The organism is Caballeronia sordidicola (genome assembly GCF_001544455.2).
Taxonomy (GTDB): domain Bacteria; phylum Pseudomonadota; class Gammaproteobacteria; order Burkholderiales; family Burkholderiaceae; genus Caballeronia; species Caballeronia sordidicola.
Window position 1 is genome coordinate 57,127 of record NZ_FCOC02000007.1, and the last position, 18,755, is coordinate 75,881.

At 60.6% G+C, this 18,755-nt stretch carries 14 protein-coding genes and 1 tRNA gene; 5 read left to right on the top strand and 10 right to left on the bottom strand.

Features of this window, described 5'->3' with window-relative positions; all coding sequences use genetic code 11:
* Positions 1 to 18: 18 nt before the first annotated feature.
* The 5 genes from carB to gloB all read right to left on the bottom strand — a co-directional run bounded on the left by carB (position 19) and on the right by gloB (position 8,712).
* Positions 19 to 3,273, bottom strand: coding sequence for a carbamoyl-phosphate synthase large subunit (carB, locus tag AWB64_RS13760; RefSeq protein WP_060819762.1), 3,255 nt, complete (start codon positions 3,271 to 3,273; stop codon positions 19 to 21).
* A gap of 48 nt (positions 3,274 to 3,321) precedes the next feature.
* A complete protein-coding gene (gene carA / locus AWB64_RS13765; protein WP_060819764.1) occupies positions 3,322 to 4,461 on the bottom strand; it encodes a glutamine-hydrolyzing carbamoyl-phosphate synthase small subunit in 1,140 nt (379 codons plus the stop codon).
* Between the two features lie 284 nt (positions 4,462 to 4,745).
* Complete coding sequence (locus tag AWB64_RS13770; protein WP_060819766.1) at positions 4,746 to 5,981, bottom strand: MFS transporter; 1,236 nt, start codon at positions 5,979 to 5,981, stop codon at positions 4,746 to 4,748.
* Positions 5,982 to 6,092: 111 nt separating this feature from the next.
* Positions 6,093 to 7,751 (bottom strand): transglycosylase SLT domain-containing protein, encoded by a 1,659-nt coding sequence (locus AWB64_RS13775; protein ID WP_060819767.1) that lies wholly within the window; start codon positions 7,749 to 7,751, stop codon positions 6,093 to 6,095.
* A gap of 157 nt (positions 7,752 to 7,908) precedes the next feature.
* Entirely contained in the window at positions 7,909 to 8,712 is an 804-nt protein-coding gene (gloB, locus tag AWB64_RS13780; RefSeq protein WP_060819769.1) for a hydroxyacylglutathione hydrolase, read from the bottom strand.
* An 18-nt stretch (positions 8,713 to 8,730) separates the two neighbouring features.
* On the opposite strand from gloB, the gene AWB64_RS13785 reads away from it, so the two are divergent.
* The 4 genes from AWB64_RS13785 (at position 8,731) to AWB64_RS13800 (ending at position 10,937) form a co-directional block, all read left to right on the top strand.
* Positions 8,731 to 9,576 (top strand): class I SAM-dependent methyltransferase, encoded by an 846-nt coding sequence (locus tag AWB64_RS13785; protein WP_060819771.1) that lies wholly within the window; start codon positions 8,731 to 8,733, stop codon positions 9,574 to 9,576.
* A complete protein-coding gene (rnhA, locus tag AWB64_RS13790) occupies positions 9,576 to 10,034 on the top strand; it encodes a ribonuclease HI (protein WP_060819773.1) in 459 nt (152 codons plus the stop codon). Before AWB64_RS13785 ends, rnhA begins: the two co-directional genes overlap by 1 nt.
* A gap of 11 nt (positions 10,035 to 10,045) precedes the next feature.
* Positions 10,046 to 10,783: a DNA polymerase III subunit epsilon gene (dnaQ, locus tag AWB64_RS13795; RefSeq protein WP_060819775.1), complete on the top strand. Its 738-nt coding sequence runs from the start codon at positions 10,046 to 10,048 to the stop codon at positions 10,781 to 10,783.
* Positions 10,784 to 10,862: 79 nt separating this feature from the next.
* Positions 10,863 to 10,937: transfer RNA gene (locus AWB64_RS13800), tRNA-Val, on the top strand.
* A 90-nt stretch (positions 10,938 to 11,027) separates the two neighbouring features.
* On the opposite strand, the gene AWB64_RS13805 is transcribed toward AWB64_RS13800, so the two are convergent.
* From AWB64_RS13805 to AWB64_RS13815, 3 genes are all read right to left on the bottom strand, one after another.
* Positions 11,028 to 11,501, bottom strand: a complete 474-nt coding sequence (locus tag AWB64_RS13805; RefSeq protein WP_060819776.1) for a DUF2214 family protein — start codon at positions 11,499 to 11,501, stop codon at positions 11,028 to 11,030.
* Positions 11,502 to 11,550: 49 nt separating this feature from the next.
* Positions 11,551 to 12,393 (bottom strand): hypothetical protein, encoded by an 843-nt coding sequence (locus AWB64_RS13810; protein ID WP_060819777.1) that lies wholly within the window; start codon positions 12,391 to 12,393, stop codon positions 11,551 to 11,553.
* A 302-nt stretch (positions 12,394 to 12,695) separates the two neighbouring features.
* Positions 12,696 to 13,760 (bottom strand): glycosyltransferase family 4 protein, encoded by a 1,065-nt coding sequence (locus tag AWB64_RS13815; protein ID WP_060819778.1) that lies wholly within the window; start codon positions 13,758 to 13,760, stop codon positions 12,696 to 12,698.
* Positions 13,761 to 14,699: 939 nt separating this feature from the next.
* Between AWB64_RS13815 and AWB64_RS13820 the strand changes: the two genes are divergently transcribed.
* Positions 14,700 to 16,538, top strand: a complete 1,839-nt coding sequence (locus AWB64_RS13820) for an ABC transporter ATP-binding protein (protein ID WP_060819780.1) — start codon at positions 14,700 to 14,702, stop codon at positions 16,536 to 16,538.
* A gap of 72 nt (positions 16,539 to 16,610) precedes the next feature.
* Here AWB64_RS13820 and otsA read toward each other — a convergent pair whose 3' ends face one another.
* Together otsA and otsB are read right to left on the bottom strand one after the other, a co-directional pair.
* Positions 16,611 to 17,990 (bottom strand): alpha,alpha-trehalose-phosphate synthase (UDP-forming), encoded by a 1,380-nt coding sequence (gene otsA, locus AWB64_RS13825; RefSeq protein WP_060819782.1) that lies wholly within the window; start codon positions 17,988 to 17,990, stop codon positions 16,611 to 16,613.
* Positions 17,987 to 18,739 (bottom strand): trehalose-phosphatase, encoded by a 753-nt coding sequence (otsB, locus tag AWB64_RS13830; RefSeq protein WP_060819784.1) that lies wholly within the window; start codon positions 18,737 to 18,739, stop codon positions 17,987 to 17,989. Before otsB ends, otsA begins: the two co-directional genes overlap by 4 nt.
* Positions 18,740 to 18,755 lie beyond the last annotated feature (16 nt).

The window sequence follows — 18,755 nt, forward strand, 5'->3', positions numbered from 1 at the left end:
AGACTCGAATCAGAAGCCTTAGTTTAGGCGAGCATGCAGTCCTTGTAAATCATAGACTTCCAGGTCCTTCAGATATCGGAGGCCTTCGACCGCCGCACGGGCGCCGGACATGGTTGTGTAGTACGTGACCTTGTTGGCCTGTGCGCTCATGCGGATCGAACGCGAATCGGCGATTGCGGCGCGCGTTTCATCCACGGTCGTGAAGACCAGCGCAATTTCACCGTTCTTGATCATGTCGACAATGTGCGGACGTCCGTCCTTCACCTTGTTCACGACCTTGACCGGCACACCCGCCGCTTCGATCGCCGCCGCCGTGCCTTTGGTCGCCACGATCGGATAGCCCAGCTCGTGCAGCATGGTCGCGACTTCCACGGCCTTTTGCTTGTCGGCGTCCATCACGGTCAGGAGAACCGTGCCGCTTTCCGGCAAGCGGGATCCCGCCGCGAGTTGCGACTTGAAGAGCGCCTCGCCGAACGTGCGGCCCACGCCCATGACTTCGCCTGTTGAGCGCATTTCAGGTCCGAGCACCGGATCGACAGCCGGGAATTTCACGAACGGGAACACCGCTTCCTTCACGCTGAAATAAGGCGGAATCACTTCCTTCGTAACGCCTTGCGCCGCCAGCTTCTGGCCGACCATCGCGCGCGCGGCGATTTTCGCGAGCGGCAAACCCGTCGCCTTCGATACATACGGCACCGTGCGCGAAGCACGCGGATTCACTTCCAGCACGTAGATAACGTCCTGTTTCGAGCCGTCGTCGCGCGGCACCTGCTGGATAGCGAACTGCACGTTCATCAGGCCAACCACGTTCAGCGCACGCGCCATTGCGCCGGTCTGGCGCTTGAGTTCGTCGATGGTTTCCTGCGACAGCGAATACGGCGGCAGCGAGCAAGCCGAGTCGCCGGAATGCACGCCTGCCTGTTCGATATGCTCCATCACGCCACCGATAAACACCGCTTCGCCGTCCGAAATGCAATCCACGTCGCATTCGATTGCGTCGTTGAGGAAGCGGTCGAGCAGCACCGGCGAATCGTGCGAGACCTTTACGGCCTCGCGCATGTAGCGTTCGAGATCGCGCGGTTCGTGGACGATTTCCATCGCGCGGCCGCCGAGCACGTACGACGGGCGCACAACCAGCGGATAGCCGATTTCCCCGGCGAGACGCAGCGCTTCGTCTTCGGCACGCGCGGTGCGGTTCGGCGGCTGACGCAAGTTCAGGTCCTGCAGCAACTTCTGGAAACGCTCGCGGTCTTCGGCGGCGTCGATCATGTCAGGCGACGTTCCGACAATCGGCACGCCGTTCGCTTCCAGATCCAGGGCGAGCTTCAACGGCGTCTGCCCGCCGTATTGCACGATCACGCCAACCGGCTTTTCCAGATCGACGATTTCAAGCACGTCTTCCAGCGTCAGCGATTCGAAGTACAGGCGATCGGACGTGTCGTAGTCGGTGGAAACGGTCTCGGGATTGCAGTTGACCATGATGGTTTCATAGCCGTCTTCGCGCATCGCAAGCGCTGCATGCACGCAGCAATAATCGAATTCGATGCCCTGCCCAATCCGGTTCGGGCCGCCGCCGAGCACCATGATCTTCTTTTTGTCCGTGGGATTGGCTTCGCACTCTTCCTCGTAGGTCGAATACATGTAGGCCGTTTTTGTCGCGAATTCGGCCGCGCACGTGTCCACGCGCTTGTAGACCGGACGCACTTTCAATGCGTGGCGATGGCGGCGCACAGCCGTTTGATCCGAGCCAAGCAGCTTTGCCAAGCGCCGGTCCGAGAAACCGCTCTGCTTCAGATACAGCATTTCGTCCTTGGTCAGGCTCTCGACCGTGCGACCGCCCAGCGCCTTTTCCTTCTGGATGATCTGCTCGATTTGCGCGAGGAACCACGGATCGATCGACGTTTCCTCGAAGATTTCCTGAGCGCTCAGGCCGAGACGGAACGCGTCGCCCAGGAACCAGATCCGGTCCGGACCCGGCTCGCCGATTTCGCGAATCACTTCGTCGCGGCTGGTGGTCTTTTCATCGAGCCCGTCGACGCCGACTTCCAGGCCGCGCAACGCCTTCTGGAACGATTCCTGGAACGTGCGGCCAATCGCCATCACTTCGCCGACCGACTTCATTTGCGTCGTCAGGCGTGCATCGGCCTCGCGGAATTTTTCGAACGCGAAACGCGGAATCTTCGTGACCACATAGTCGATGGTCGGCTCGAACGACGCCGGCGTCTGACCGCCGGTGATCTCGTTCTTCAACTCGTCGAGCGTATAACCCACGGCCAGCTTCGCGGCGACCTTGGCAATCGGGAAACCCGTCGCCTTCGACGCCAGCGCCGACGAACGCGACACGCGCGGATTCATCTCGATCACGACCATGCGGCCGTCTTTCGGGTTGATCGCGAACTGCACGTTCGAGCCGCCGGTGTCCACGCCAATCTCGCGCAGCACCGCGAGCGACGCGTTACGCAGGATCTGGTATTCCTTGTCCGTGAGCGTCTGGGCCGGCGCGACCGTGATGGAGTCGCCGGTATGCACGCCCATCGGGTCCAGGTTTTCGATAGAGCAGACGATGATGCAATTGTCCTTGGTGTCGCGCACCACTTCCATTTCGAACTCTTTCCAGCCGAGCAGCGACTCTTCGATCAGCAGTTCGCGAGTGGGCGACAAATCCAGTCCGCGGCGGCAGATTTCCTCGAATTCTTCGCGGTTGTATGCAATCCCGCCGCCCGATCCGCCGAGCGTGAACGAAGGACGAATCACGGTCGGATAACCGCCGCTGCCGGTCTGCGCAGCGATATCCGCCTGCACCTGCAGCGCTTCTTCCATGGAATGCGCGATGCCCGACTTGGCCGAACCCAGGCCAATCTTCGTCATGGCTTCCTTGAACTTCTGGCGGTCTTCGGCTTTATCGATCGCTTCTGGCGACGCGCCGATCAACTCGACCTTGTACTTTTCCAGCACGCCGTGATGGAACAGATCGAGCGCGCAGTTGAGCGCGGTTTGTCCGCCCATGGTTGGAAGGATTGCGTCGGGGCGTTCCTTGTCGATGATGCGCTCGACCACTTCCCATGTGATCGGCTCGATATACGTGACGTCGGCCGTGTTCGGGTCGGTCATGATCGTCGCGGGATTGCTGTTGACGAGAATGACCTTGTAGCCTTCCTCGCGCAACGCCTTGCACGCCTGCGCGCCCGAATAATCGAACTCGCACGCCTGGCCGATGATGATCGGCCCCGCGCCGATGATGAGGATGCTCTTGATGTCTGTCCGCTTCGGCATAACTGCTCTCAATGATGTGTGTTGCGTGTTCTGGTCCAGCCCGCGTCTTCAGGCGGCTTCTTTCTGCGCTTCCATCAGGCCAACGAAGCGATCGAACAAGTAAGCAATATCGTTCGGTCCCGGCGATGCTTCCGGATGTCCCTGGAAGCAGAAAGCGGGTTTGTCGGTGAGCGCGAAGCCCTGCAGCGTGCCGTCGAAAAGCGACGTGTGCGTGACCTTTGCGTTGGTGGGGAGCGTTGCGGCATCGACGGCAAAACCGTGGTTCTGCGACGTAATCACCACGCGGCCGTCTTCCAGATCCTTTACCGGATGATTTGCGCCGTGATGGCCCGTTTTCATCTTCATGGTTTTGGCGCCGACCGCCAGGCCCATGATCTGGTGACCAAGGCAAATGCCGAAAGTGGGAATGCCGGCCTTGATGAACTCGCGCGTTGCCGCGATGGCGTAGTCGCACGGTTCCGGGTCGCCCGGGCCGTTCGAGAGAAAGATGCCGTCAGGATTGAGCGCAAGGGCTTGGGCGGCAGTGGCTTCAGCGGGCAGCACGGTGACGTGGCAGCCGCGCTCGGCCAGCATGCGCAGGATGTTGTACTTCACGCCGTAGTCGAACGCGACCACACGATACTGCGCCGCCGTCTGTTCGCCGTAGCCGCTTTCGAGCTTCCATTCGGACTGCTTCCACTCGTACTGCTCTTTCGTGGAAACGACCTTGGCCAAATCCATTCCGGACAAACCGGGGAACGAGCGCGCGAGTTCCAGGGCTTTCGCTTCGTCGTCGCCCGCAAGAATGCAGCCGTTTTGCGCGCCTTTGTCACGCAGGATACGCGTGAGCTTGCGAGTATCGATATTGGAAATCGCGACGACGTTTTCGGCTTTCAGATAATCGGCGAGCGACTGTTCAGAACGAAAATTCGACGCAAGCACCGGCAGATCGCGAATGATCAGGCCGGCGGCATGGACTTTGGCGGATTCGACATCGTCAGCGTTCACGCCGACATTGCCGATATGCGGATACGTCAGCGTGACGATTTGCTGCGCGTAGCTCGGATCAGTCAGGATTTCCTGATAACCGGTGATGGCGGTGTTGAACACCACTTCGCCGATCGTGTGACCGGACGCGCCGATCGAATGACCACGAAAGACCGTGCCGTCGGCGAGTGCGAGGATTGCGGGAGAGAATGACGGCAACACGGGAGGCTCCTTTGGAACACCCTGTTTGCCGACCTGTCATCCGACCGTGGGGTCGCGCGCGGCCTTGTACGTGGCGCGCGCAGAGCGCATCGCGTTCCGAGGCGTGGCGCCTCGAGCGCGGTGGATGAACGGTGAGTGGGAGGTAGGCGCTAGGGTGTAGGTTGATTTGCTCAAACCTTCGAATTATAGCCCGAAATAGCCCTTCCCTTCAAATTTGAGACGCGCCGTATGCAAGACGCGTTCCAGGCCCTGTACTCAAGCCATACCCGGCGGCCTTCGCGCAGCTAAGACGCCATGCCCCGGTGTTTTTCGAGAACGCTGCCTGGCAATGCATACCAGATGGCGCTTGCGATCTGCAGTGCGATCAGCACGCCCCACACGCTCAAGTGCGCAACGACTGGATAGCGCCCGGCTTGCGCAGGCCAGTGCGACAGCATTGCGCCGATTCCGACCTGCAGGCCGAAGATCAGGATGAACAGCACGAGTGTCAACGTGCTGTGAGCCCGGCCGATCATGTGCGTCGGAAAGTATTCGGCCATCACGGCGTAGCTCAGAATGCCCGTCCCGCCGAAAATCCCGTAGCACGCAATCAGGAACGCGGGTGAAATCGGCGCCCGTGCGAGCATCAGCAACTGAACGAGCACGAAAAGCGCCATGCCGAACCCGCAGAAGGCGTACACGGTGACGCCGCGTCTGGCCAGGCTGCGCGCCGCCGCGCCGAAACTCACGCAGCCGATCATCATTGCTATTCCGAGCACCGATACCAGCACTGCTGCGTATTCGGCGCTGAGGTTCATGACATCAAGCAGATAGGGCCTGATCCAGAGCGACTGCATGGCGTAGAAAACGCCCTGCGTCACCACCGGAAACGATGCAATCTTCCAGAACGTACCACTGCGCAAGATATGCCACGTGCCCTTGAACTGCGTGAGCATATCCGTGTTCCGATGCACGCCTTCACGGCGTTCTGGTGCGAACACGAAGATGGCCACGGCCACCGCGAGCGTCATGACAACGAGCCCAAAGCAGATATGACGCCAGTCGGTCACGCCGAGCAGCAAGGCGAGCGGCGAACCGACGACCACGCCGCCCAGACCGCCTACCGCCATGACCAGGCCATTGACCATGGGCAATTGCGCGACGGGAAGGATTTGCGCCAGCGCCTTGAACGCCGCGCTCATGCACACCGACACGCCAACGCCGATCAGCAAGCGCCCCGCCATCATGCCGCCGATACCCCGCGCCGCGCCAAACACGCCAATCCCGAGAGCCGCGAAAAGCAGCATGCCGGCCGTGACGCGGCGTGGACCAAAGCGGTCGAGCAACATGCCGACGGGAATCTGCGCGGCGGCAAAACCAAGAAAATACAGCGATGTAAGCAAGCCAAGATCGGCCGCCGACAGCCCGAGATCATGTGTGATGTACGGGGCGAAGCCCAGGTTTACGCCACGGAACACGTACGAAACAAAGTATCCGGCCGAGAACAGGAAGAACACGCGAAGGCTGGCGGAGGACGTCATGTGCAGCGCAGGGGCTTTATAGAATTTGAAGCGGCAGTTTAACGTGCGCGCCCAAATGAAAACGCCGTCACCTTGGTGACGGCGTGGATTCTTGACCGCGTGGACAGCTTGTTATTTCTTTTTGTCCTTGCCGGTCTTCGTGCTTTTCGACGCCGCCGCGACCGGCTTGACCGCTATCGGCTTCGCTTTCGCCGGCGCACTGGTTTTCTCGGCAACGCGCGTCACCTTGGCTGGCGCGGCGCTGCCCTTGGCATTACGCGACGAAACGCCCTTCGATTGCGGTGCGTGCGTGCCGATCTTCGTCACGCCGCCCTTCGTCCGGCTCGTCACGCTCACCGTCTCGACGCGAACCGGACCCGGCTCCGCCGGCACGGCACGGCCAACCGGCACATGCAACACCATCACCTGGCCTGGCAACACCGAATCGCGATGCGTCCGGTTCCAGCCCTTCAACTGCCCGACCGAGACGTTGTATCGATCGGCGAAGGTCGACATGGACTGCGCGCGGCGCACGCGAATCAGCATCTTGCGCGTATCCGGGACATCGGGTTCGACGGCAAGCATGGCGCTTTCGGCGACGTCGGCGCTGATGTCCTCGTCGTCGTCATCGCCGCGCGGCACCACGATGGTCGATCCCGCCTTCAGCCGCATGCCCGCCGGAATCCGGTTCACGGACATCAGCGTATCCGGGTCCACGCCGATTTTCTGCGCGATAACAGCAGGCGTCGCACGTTCGCTCACCGTATAAGTGGTCCACGACGACAACGCGCCCGAATACGACTTCAGGTTTTTCTGGAAGGCGTTGGCGTTGTCGAAAGGAAGCAGGATTTGCGGATTGGTCGCGCCCAGGATCACCGGCTTCGCAAACGACGGATTCAGCGAACGAAACTCCTCCACCGTCATGCCCGCGAGCCGGGCGGCCATGGTCACGTCGATGTCGCGCGCCGTGGTCACGGTCACGAAATACGGGTGGTTCGGAATATCCGGCAATGTGAGGCCATACATCTGCGGATTCGCGATGATGTTTTTCACGGCCTGCAGCTTCGGCACGTAGTTGCGCGTTTCATTGGGCATGCGCAGGCTTTGGTAGTCCGTGGGCAAACCAAGCGCCTCGTTCTTCGCGATCGCGCGCTGCACGCTGCCCTCGCCCCAGTTATACGCGGCGAGCGCCAGATGCCAGTCGCCGAACATGTCATGAAGCCGCGACAGGTAATCGAGCGCCGCGCTCGTCGACGCCAGCACGTCGCGCCGCTCATCCTGAAACATGTTCTGCTTCAGGTTGTAGTCGCGGCCGGTGCCCGGCACGAACTGCCACATGCCGGCGGCCTTCGCCACGGAAAGCGCCTGCGGGTTATAGGCGGATTCGATGAATGGCAGCAACGCGAGCTCGGTCGGCATGTGCCGCTGTTCGAGTTCCTCGACAATGTGATACAGGTATTTTTGCGACCGCCCCGTCATGCGCTCGACGTAATCCGGGCGTTGCGCGTACCAGCTCACCTGCATGTCGACGAGGTCGCTTTGCAGATCGGGAATCTGGAAACCACGGCGGATACGGCCCCACAAGTCGCCATCAGGTCCGGAAAGCGAATCGACTGATGTCTTGTCGACGTTGATCGTTTCGCGGGCGGCGGCAGTCTTGCGAATGGTGTCGGCTACGGCTTGCTGCTTCTGGGCGGAAGGGAGTGAAGATAGGGAATTGGTCGCTGTCGGTCCCTGGCTGGCACATGCAGCCAAAGTCAGGACGAGTAGCGCGCTAAAAATCAATCGCATGAACGTCTCGGATTCCAAAAAATGTGCTTGGAAATTTGGACCCGATAGTACGGAACCGCACTCTTTACGTCAATATAAATGCAAAAAACATAGCAAAATCCGGGCTCTGCAAAGCTTTTCAACGTTTCAGATGAAGATATCCGCAGGGCTACGCGGGTCAGCGAAATTTGTCCTTCCAGCCGCGCATGAGTGTGAACGCATCAAGCCGATCATGCACTGGGCGATTGAATTGTGCAGCAAGCGTGGCCTGGACTTTTTCATTATCGACACGAAGGAACGGATTGGCCTGGCGTTCGTGCGAAAGCGTGGTGGGAATGGTCGGCCGATGGCGGGCGCGCAGGCTTTCCGCTTCTTTTTGCCATGCGGCGAGCGCAGGATTATCGGGATCTGCCGCGCGCGCAAAGCGGATGTTCGACAACGTATATTCATGCGCACAATGAACGCGCGTCGCGTCTGGAAGCGCGGCGAGCGCATCAAGGGAATTCAGCATTTGCTCTGGCGTGCCTTCAAAGAGCCGGCCACAGCCGCTTGCAAAAAGTGTGTCGCCACAGAATAGATGGGGCGTACCCTGCGGGTCTGCCGCCTGGAAATACGCGATATGCCCGGCCGTATGCCCCGGCACGTCGATCACCGAAAATTCCAGCGCCGGACTCGCAATACTGACGATATCGCCCTGCTTCACGCGCCGCGTCAGATGGTCGATCTTCTCGCTGGCCGGGCCGGTCACCGGGATTTCACCCTCGGCCGAATGGCTAACGAGCAGCTTCGCAACGCCGCCGACGTGGTCGTGATGGTGGTGCGTGAGTAAAATAGCAGCCAGCCGCAAGCCGCGCTTCGTCAGATAGGCGTCGACCGGCGCGGCGTCGCCCGGGTCGACCACGACGGCATCCTGGCCGTCGGAAATCACCCAGATGTAGTTGTCTTCAAACGCCGGAACCGGCACGTACTCAAGCGTTTTCATAAGGCGACTCACCCGAACATGTCAGAGCGAACGATTATAGACTGGCCCGCCTGGACGCTCTCCGCGCCCGGCCGCTATGTGCTCGACTGGGAGCAGGCGCAGCTCGACCGAGTGGTATCGGATATTTTTGGCTATCACGCGCTGCAGCTGGGTCTCCCCGGACTCGACGCATTGCGCGAGAATCGCATGCCGTATCGCGGCCTCGTGCTCGATACCGCCAGCGCCGCCAGCGCGCCTTTCACGCTCCCGCCGCCCGCTTCCGCTGACGTACGGCCGGGCGTGACCGCGCTGCCATCGGCTAGCCGTGGTTTGCACGCGCCAGAGGGGCGCAGCGCCGTGTGGTGTGACCTGCTGGACTTGCCGTTCGAGGCGCAGAGCGTCGATTTGCTCGTCATGCCGCATACGCTCGAATTCACGAGCGATCCGCACCGCTTGTTGCGCGAAGCCGAACGCGTGCTGATGCCCGAGGGCCAGTTGATCATTCTCGGTTTCAATTCGCTCAGCTTGTGGGGCGCGCGGCAATCGCTCGGCAAGGTCGCCGGCAAGCCGTTCGTGCCGTCCGCGCATGAAATGATCGCGTTCACGCGGATCAAGGACTGGATCAAGCTGCTCGGATTCGATCTTGAACGCGGGCGCTTCGGCTGTTATCGTCCGCCTCTTCTCACCGATCAGTGGCTCGCGCGCTATCAGTTCATGGAAGCCGCCGGCGACCGCTGGTGGCCGATCTTCGGCGCCGCCTACATGATCACCGCCATCAAACGCGTGCGCGGCATGCGCCTGATCGGACCGCGCAAGCTGAAAAAAACCGCCCTCGCGCCGGGCCTGGCCCCGGTCGCCACGCCGCACACACGCAACGAGCATTGATGACACAAACTGCCAGCGACAAAGTAATCGACATCTATACCGACGGCGCTTGCAAGGGCAATCCCGGTCCGGGTGGCTGGGGCGCGCTGCTGCGCTTTGGTGACCAGGAAAAGGAATTGTTCGGCGGCGAAACGCCGACAACCAACAACCGCATGGAACTGATGGGCGTGATTTCGGCGCTCGAGGCGCTCAAACGCCCGTGCCGCGTTGTGATCCACACCGATTCGCAATATGTGCAGAAAGGCATCAGCGAATGGATTCACGGGTGGAAAAAGAAAAACTGGATGACGGCCGCTAAAACGCCTGTCAAGAACGCGGATCTCTGGAAACGGCTCGACGCGCTGGTGGTCCAGCATCAGATTGAATGGCGCTGGGTGAAAGGCCATGCCGGCCATCCGGAAAATGAACGCGCCGACGCGCTCGCGAATCGCGGCGTGACCTCACTCGCGGAAGGATAATTTTTATTTCTATGCGCCAACTCGTACTCGATACCGAAACAACCGGCCTCAATGCCCGCACGGGCGACCGCATTATTGAAATTGGCTGTGTTGAGCTTGTGAATCGACGGCTCACCGGCAACAACCTGCACTTTTACGTGAATCCGGGACGCGACAGCGACCCGGGCGCGCTCGCGGTGCACGGCCTCACAACGGAATTTCTCAGCGATAAACCCCGCTTCGCCGACATTGCCGCCGAGTTGCGTGATTTCGTGGCGGGCGCCGAACTGATTATCCACAACGCCCCGTTCGACGTCGGCTTCATGGACGTCGAATTCGCGCTCCTCGGCATGCCCTGCGTGAAGGACGTGTGCGGCGGCGTGATCGATACGCTCGTACAGGCGAAGCAGATGTTTCCCGGCAAACGCAATTCACTCGATGCGTTATGCGACCGCTTTGGCATCAGCAATGCGCACCGGACGCTGCATGGCGCGTTGCTCGACTCGGAGTTGCTCGCGGAAGTTTATCTGGCCATGACGCGCGGCCAGGAAAGTCTGGTCATCGACATGCTTGGCGAAATGCCTGTGTCCGGTCCTGGACATGCGCCGCGCATTGCGCTCGATGATTTGCAGTTGCCGGTGCTGATGGCGTCGGAGGAAGAATTGAGCGCGCATCTCGCCGCCCTCGATGATCTCGATAAAGCGGTCAAGGGCACGAGCGTCTGGAGAATCGAAACGGTTATCGATGTTGAAGTTTCGGTCACGCCTTGAACCGGCGAACATAATTATTGAAGCACCGGAGGAATCACTTTACGAAACGGCGGCGCTCTGACATAATCCAAAGCTCTTCGGGTGGTTAGCTCAGCGGTAGAGCACTGCCTTCACACGGCAGGGGTCACAGGTTCAATCCCTGTACCACCCACCAGGATTTTGCGGTTGAGTCTGCATCGCGTTGAAAAAAGCCCTCGGCGCAAGCTCGAGGGCTTTTTCTTTGGGGCGCCGCGCATTGCGAACTTCACCCCGCCCAAATCCCGCGCGCCATTCCAGTTGCGGCAATCACCATCACGATAATCAGGCCGGCCTCTGCATCGCTCATTGCGGCGTATTTGCGTGCCTTGCCAAGATCGATTGCGGCGCCACGTCCAACGCCCATCCGCCATTTGATCAACGCCATCATCGGCGAGATTTCGATCAAGAGAATCAGCACAAGCGCTGTCATTTTCAGATGGAAAAGCGGCTCGTGAAGATAATAAGCACTTCCTTTTTCGAAACCGCCGAACGCGCGCGTCGCGCCTGTCACCAGCAGGATCAGTGCAGCGACGCCCCAGATGTTGTCGGCGCGAAAAACCTGTTTGAGGCGCGCGGAATTGGCGTTAAGGGAACTGGCGGGATCAAGCTGACGCAGCGCCCTCGCCCGGCCGAAAACCGATGCAAGCGCAAATCCAAACGCCAGCAAGTGAATGGCTGCGAGACCCCATTGAGCGAGCATGCGTTCTCCTTGGCCAATCAAACATTGAACCGGCAAGCCGAGATGTGCGCTAGTTCAGGCTTTGCCCCAATGAAACCTCCAGCGCCCGCGCCGCCTTCCGATCGCCTTCGCTGCTGAGCGGCGTGCGGAAAACAGTCTTGCGGTTATGCCCGGCGGCCGCAGGTGAATCCCACAGCAACTCCATTCTGGCGCGTGCGGCGCGTCCGAACACACCGCGCTTTGCGGGCGTCGCGGTACTGACCGTTTCGCTATCGCCACCAGAACTACCGGAGCTGTCGGACGACTTGAAACCGTCCGGCCACTTCACCGACAACTCCCGCGCGTCGTACTGACCGAGCTTGCGGCTTTCGGCCCAGACCACGGCGGTGCGGGTAGTGTTATCGATGGAAATGGCATAGCGGCCAATAGCGAATCTGCGCGCGGCGAAATTCGAGCGCCAGAGCGCGCGCGGCCGGCAAATCCACAGCACCACGGCATAGAGCGCGGGTGCGACGAGCAGCCAGCCGTTGGTTTGCGCAAGCGCGTGCAAGGCGCTTTTCCAACCGGCGGTCCACGTGAAAAAGCCGACCGACCAGACAGCGAACACAAAACTCAACAGCGCGAGCAGGCGCAACGCCTGCCGCAACCATTGCGGCAACGGATGAAGCGGCCGTTCAGCACGAGCCCGCGCCCCCGGAAGGAACAACAAGAGGAACAGGAGAACAAGGTTGATGCAAGCCCACGGCGAGGAAGTCATCGCACGCATGGACGACAAATAGCCCATTTGCGACATCGAGAACATCCAGCGCGCGACGAGCACGAGTCCGATCGCGCGCAGTGCGAAGACGGTGCCCGCGCCCGCAGCCGCCGCGACCGGTGCCGGTCTCGCACTATTTTGCTTCGTTCTCGCCAAAACTTCGCTCCTGTTCACAACTGTCCCCGTTCGCACGATTCAAATATTTGCCGGCGCGCAATGTGATCCTTGTTGGAACGTCCACGTTCAACCGTCCATTTCCGCCAGTTTCGCCCGCTTTCGATAAAGCCAGCACATTATAGGGAGAATGTCGAAGCTGCCATGAGGCTTGCCCCTCCAACCCGCCGATAACCCATGCAGCCTGGACTTACAGTGTGTCAAAACAACAACGCCCCGCGCGCCTGACGGCGCACGGGGCGTTGTTCGGTCACGCGCGTGGGTGACGCGCATGAAGCCCGGACTTAGCTGGCGTTGACTTCGCGCAGCACGGTGCGGCGCTTCGTGCGGAGCAGTTCCTCGTAGGTCTGGACGTAGCGGGCCGCCATGACCTTCGACGAAAAACGCGTTTCGAACGCCTGGCGCACCTTGGCGCGCGGCAGCGTATGAAGGCGCTTCACAGCGGCGATTGCGCTGAGTTCATCTTCCACGACAAAACCCGACACACCGTTTTCGATCACTTCCGGCACTGAACCACGATTGAACGCGATGACCGGCGTACCACACGCCATGGCTTCGATCATCACGAGACCGAACGGCTCCGGCCAGTCGATCGGGAACAACAGCGCGTGCGCGTTGCCGAGGAACTCCGTCTTCTGCTGCTCGTTGATTTCGCCCACATATTCAACATGCGGCAGCGCGAACAACGGCTTGATCTGCTCTTCGTAATAGGCGCGGTCGGCGTTATCGATCTTTGCGGCGATCTTGATCTTCATGCCCGCTGCGCCGGCAATACGAATTGCCCGGTCAACGCGCTTTTCCGGCGAGATACGGCCGAGGAACGCCAGATAACCCGGCTGCACGTTGGGAACCGGCGTCAGCAGGTTTTCCGGCAGGCCGTGATAGACCGTCGAGAGCCAGTTGGCTTGCGGCAGCGGCTGGCGCTGGTTGTCCGAGATCGAGACGACGGGCGCTTCGTTGAACGTGCTGAAGATCGGCTGCAGTTCCGGCAGGTCGAGACGGCCATGCATGGTCGTCAGGAACGGTACGGGCTGGCGCGAGAACAGCGAAAACGGGTAATAGTCGATGTGGAAATGCAGCACGTCGAATTCGTCGGCGCGACGGCGCACTTCTTCCAGCAGCAACATGTGCGGCGCCATGGTGTCGCGAATGGTCGGATCGAGGCGCAGCGCTTGCGGCCAGAACGCTTCGAGTTTCGCGGACGTTTGCGAATCACCGCTCGCGAACAGCGTGACGTCGTGACCGGCCTCAACCAGGGCTTCGGTCAGATAGGACACCACGCGCTCCGTGCCGCCGTAGAACTTCGGGGGAACGGCTTCGTGGAGAGGCGCGATTTGAGCGATTCGCATGTCGAAAACTCCTAATAATGTCAGGCAAATTGATGCGCTTGGCATCGGTCATGTTTAATCAAGCGAATCGCCCACCCGGGCCCGGCACCATGCTGGTTGTCCAGTGAAATGGCCGGAAGCACGAGAAAAAACTGCGATGCTTCGCTGTTGCTTTGGTGTTTCGGCGTACTCGAATATTGAGCCATCAGCCCTTTTGCTTCAGGCGTCTGTTTCCGAGGGTGATCCCAAAGAGCAAGATCGGGTCCATCTCGTAAAACCGGCGCACCTAGCGATAAACGCACAACCTGCGGGGCCGTTGACCGGAACCTACAAGAAGCTGTCAAAAAATCTAAGGGGAAACCCGCACGAAGTATCGAGGTTTTTACACAGCTTTCAAGCCCACATTTCAACTTATTTACGTTGTTACAGCGTCGAATACACTTTGCAAGCCCTTGTTTATCAAGGATGTTCTACATTGTACGAACAGTTCGCAAAGCACCCCGGAAATATCCGGGGAACAACCTCGCCATGATTTCGCCAGCCCGCAATGACCGGCGCGACCTGGCCTGTCATGTCGACCAACGCGATTTCGCCCACAGCGGGACCGCCACGTGCTCATACCCTGCGCAGGAAGTTACAGGAAGTATTCGGCCGTTCGCCGGGCAACCAGGCGAACGATGGCAAGTCATTCGCGCCAAGCGGCGAACGTTGCACAAGTTCCGTCGCCGCCGGGCATCGGTATCCGTCAAACCGGCCCGCTTTCGCTGAAATTGCGCCTGTTCTGATGGATAAGTGCCACGGAAAGGCCTACACGAGACGATTTGGCTCGCTACACTGGCTACAATTCAACCTTGTCGCTGTGCGGCTTTGGCTGGATTGCCGGGGACTGCCCGACGCGCCCTGCTTGTGGCGACAGCGAAGCACCGCGCTCAACCGCTCTACTCGACCTAAAACGACCAATTGGACCAACTCACAGTCTCCCAGCGTAACGTACACAACGCGAAGCTAGCGAGCTATGCGCATCGCCCGCTTGCGTTCCTGTTCCGTTACATCCGCCGGCATCCTGTCGCTCATACCATTGTGCTGGTCAGCGTGCTGGCCGCCGTTGGTTGCGCGCTCGCCTCGCAGTACGCGATCAAGCATTTGATCGATGTGCTCGGCCAGGGCCGCGGCCATCCCGGCCCGCTTTGGGCTGCGTTCATGATCCTGGTCGGCCTGATCGCCGCCGATAACCTGCTATGGCGGGTTGGCGGCTGGGTCGGCGCGCATGCGTTCGTCGTGGTGACGGGCGACTTGCGGCGCGATCTTTTTTCATATCTGAGCGGCCATTCGCCAACCTATTTCTCCGAAAAGCAGCCCGGCATGCTGGCGAGCCGGATCACGGCGACATCGAACGCGATCTACACCGCTGAAAACACCATGGCGTGGAACGTGTTGCCACCGTGCATCGCGGTGATCGGCGCGATCTTCATGATCGTTGCGGTCAATCCGCTGATGGCCGGCGGACTGTTGCTCGCCTCCGCCATTCTCGCTTTTGTGCTGTACCGGCTTGCAGGGCGAGGCTCGGCGCGGCATCACACGTTTGCGTCGAAGGCGGCTTCGGTTGACGGCGAACTCGTCGATGTCATCGGCAACATGGCGCTCGTGCGTGCGTTCGGCATGACCTTTCGCGAGCAAAAGCGCTTTGGCTCGACGGTCAAGGCCGAGATGGTCGCGCGCCAGCAAAGCTTGCTATATCTCGAAAAATTGCGGCTGTTCCATGCGGTGGTCACGGCAATCCTGTCTGCAGGACTGCTCGGCTGGGCGCTGTGGCTGTGGTCGAAAGGCCAGGCGACTTCCGGCGACATCGTGCTGGTCAGCTCGCTCGGCTTCACCATCCTTCACGGCACGCGGGATCTTGCCGTAGCGCTGGTGGACGTCACTCAGCACGTCGCACGTCTTTCGGAAGCCGTGCAAACGCTGCTCGAACCGCACGGCATGCCGGACCGGTCGGATGCCACTGAACTTGTGCCGCAAGGCGGCCGCGTCGACTTCGAAGAGGTGACATTCGCTTATCCGCGACGCCGTCCGATTCTCGATAAATTCAACCTGCACATTGAGCCGGGTCAGCGCGTCGGGCTGATCGGCAAGTCGGGCGCGGGGAAATCCACTGTGCTCGCGCTGCTGCAACGCTTCTATGAAGCGCAAGGCGGCGCGATCAAGGTCGACGGACAGGATATTTCGCTGATTACACAAGACAGCCTGCGGCTTTCCATCGCGCTCGTTCCGCAGGATATCTCGCTGTTTCATCGGACGGTGTACGAGAACATTGCGTATGGCCGGCCCGAAGCCACGCGGGAAGAAGTGCTGGCGGCGGCTCGCGAAGCGCGCTGCACGGATTTCATCGAAGCCATGCCGGAAGGGTTCGATACCATCGTCGGCGACCGGGGCGTGAAGTTGTCGGGCGGCCAGCGCCAGCGGATTGCCATCGCCCGCGCGATTCTGAAGAACGCGCCCATCCTGCTGCTCGATGAAGCCACTTCCGCGCTCGATAGTTCCTCCGAGGAAGCCATTCAGCAAGCGCTCGACCGGCTGATGGTCGGCCGTACGGTGATCGCGATTGCGCACCGGCTGTCGACGCTGCAGGGCTTCGACCGGATCATCGTGATGAGCGCGGGCAAGGTGATTGACGACGGATCGCCGCAGCAATTGCGGGATCGTCCGGGGTTGTATCGGGAATTGTTGTCCAAGCAGCACGGCAAGTTGCCGCCAACCACCATGCCCTCGCAGCAGATCGCCGCCAAGGCCGAACAAACGTAACGGGCTTCTACCAACCGTTCACGCTTCGAAAAATCCGCTTCGGTTTTCATACCGAAGCGGATTTTTTTTATGTCATGCCTGAAGGTCGCGCATGAAATTGTCGCGCCAGACCGAAACGTTGTTCTCGCGAAGTTGCGTGAACATTTCGGCATGGCGGGCGCGGCGTTCGGCCAATGGCATGGCGAGAGCCGTGGCCAGTGCATCGGCCATGCCGGCGATATCGAGGGGATTCACAATCAGCGCGCCGTTCAGTTCCTGCGCCGCCCCAGCGAATTGCGACAAGACCAATACGCCTGGATCGTCCGGATCTTGCGCCGCGACGTATTCCTTGGCGACGAGGTTCATGCCGTCGCGCAAAGGCGTGACAAAACCCACATGCGACGCGTGAAAGAGCGCGGCGAGCACGGGGCGCTCGTACTGCCGGTGGATGTAGCGGATCGGCGTCCAGTCCAATTCCGCGTACCGGCCGTTGATGCGCCCGGATTCCGCTTCCAGTTGCAGGCGGATGTCCTTGTAGGTGTCCATGTCGGCGCGCGTGGGCGGCGCGATCTGCACGAACGAAACGTTATTGCGCTGCGCAGGCTCGAATTCCAGCAGCTTTTCGAACGCGCGAAAGCGCTCGACCAGACCCTTCGAATAATCCAGGCGGTCCACGCTCATGATCAGCTTGCGGTCGCGCAGCGTGGTCTTCACGGTCTGCACTTCTCGCCCGCTTTCGCCGTCCTTGGCAAGCGCGGCGATTTCATCGGGATACACGCCGATTGGATAAGCGCCCGCCCGCAACGTCTTGCCAAAGGCGCTCACGGCATTCGGCTCGCCCGCAATGCGCGTGACCGTGCCGTTCGCCTCCGTCTCGATGTAATCGCAAAACGCGCGCAAATCCGGCGCGGTCTGGAAGCCGAGAAGATCGTAGGAACACAACGCCGCGGCCAGCACGCGATGACGCGGCACGCTCAGCAGAACCTGCGACGCTGGAAACGGAATGTGCAGGAAGAAGCCGATGCGATTGGTCACGCCCTCGTCCCGCAGCGCCTGCGCAAACGGGATCAGATGATAGTCGTGGACCCAAATGACATCGTCGGGTCTGAGCAGCGGGGCGAGTTGCTTCGCGAGCCATCGGTTCACGCGGCAATAGCCTTCGAATTCATCGCGATCGAACTGGATCAGATCCGGCCGATAGTGAAACGCGGGCCAAAGCGTGGCGTTTGAAAATCCGCGGTAATACTGGTCGTAGTCACGCTGCGCGAGCCCGATGGTCGCAAACGTCACGCGCCCACGCTCTTCGAGCTTGATGGCTTCGGGCGCTTCGGCCACCACGTCGCCGCTCCAGCCGAACCACATGCCGCCGGTTTCCTTGAGCGCGTCGTACACGCCGACTGCAAGGCCGCCCGCCGCGGGGCCGCCTTCGGAGATTGGCGCGACGCGGTTCGAAACAATGATCAGGCGGCTCACGAACGGATTCCTTGAATGCCGGCTACGCCTTGCAGCCACGCAATCAGCGCACCGACTGATTCCAGACGCGCATGCGCGAGCGTATCGCCCGCGCCCACCTTGATCGACAGGCCGTTGCGTTCGTTCACGACCGCGAAGCCTTTTTCATCGGTCAGATCGTCGCCCACAAACACCGGGCGGCGGCCCGTAAACGGCGGTTCCTCGAGAAACGCACGCACTGCGCGGCCTTTATCGACGTCCTTTGGCTTGATCTCGTAGACCATCTTGCCGGGCTGCAGTACGTAGGCATCGGCGTATTGGGCGACGAGTTTCTCCGTCGCCTCGCGCGCCGCCGGGCCGCGATCCGGCGCGTTGCGGTAGTGCAGCGCGAGCGCAGCGCCCTTGATCTCCAGCAGCATGCCGGGATTCGCCTTCATCACGTTTTCGAGCACGTGTTCCATGCGCATCAGGCGTTCGTCGTTGAATCCCACGCGATGCACGTCCGCGTTCGAATCGCGGCGCTCGGCGCCGTGAAGACCGGCGACCGGAATATCCGGCATATTGAGAAACGAGTCGATGCTGTCGATCCCGCGTCCCGACACGATCGCCACCGCGCCGTTGGTCGCACGACGCAAGGCGTCCAGGATGGGAGGTACGGCCGGCGAGACCACAACGCCATCGGGCGTGGAAGCGAGTTCGACGAGCGTGCCGTCGAAGTCGAAGAAAAAAGCGGTCTCGGCGAGCGGGAGTTTTTCAGGAAGGTTTTGCATCGATATCTGCCTTTAA

Bases quoted from the DNA above. Each gene is read 5' to 3' on its own strand.
- AWB64_RS13785 (WP_060819771.1), top strand. From the start codon at position 8,731: ATGTCAGAGCGAACGATTATAGACTGGCCCGCCTGGACGCTCTCCGCG.
- otsB (WP_060819784.1), bottom strand. From the start codon at position 18,739: ATGCAAAACCTTCCTGAAAAACTCCCGCTCGCCGAGACCGCTTTTTTC.
- dnaQ (WP_060819775.1), top strand. From the start codon at position 10,046: ATGCGCCAACTCGTACTCGATACCGAAACAACCGGCCTCAATGCCCGC.
- AWB64_RS13770 (WP_060819766.1), bottom strand. From the start codon at position 5,981: ATGACGTCCTCCGCCAGCCTTCGCGTGTTCTTCCTGTTCTCGGCCGGA.
- AWB64_RS13775 (WP_060819767.1), bottom strand. From the start codon at position 7,751: ATGCGATTGATTTTTAGCGCGCTACTCGTCCTGACTTTGGCTGCATGT.
- AWB64_RS13815 (WP_060819778.1), bottom strand. From the start codon at position 13,760: ATGCGAATCGCTCAAATCGCGCCTCTCCACGAAGCCGTTCCCCCGAAG.
- carB (WP_060819762.1), bottom strand. From the start codon at position 3,273: ATGCCGAAGCGGACAGACATCAAGAGCATCCTCATCATCGGCGCGGGG.
- rnhA (WP_060819773.1), top strand. From the start codon at position 9,576: ATGACACAAACTGCCAGCGACAAAGTAATCGACATCTATACCGACGGC.
- AWB64_RS13805 (WP_060819776.1), bottom strand. From the start codon at position 11,501: ATGCTCGCTCAATGGGGTCTCGCAGCCATTCACTTGCTGGCGTTTGGA.
- gloB (WP_060819769.1), bottom strand. From the start codon at position 8,712: ATGAAAACGCTTGAGTACGTGCCGGTTCCGGCGTTTGAAGACAACTAC.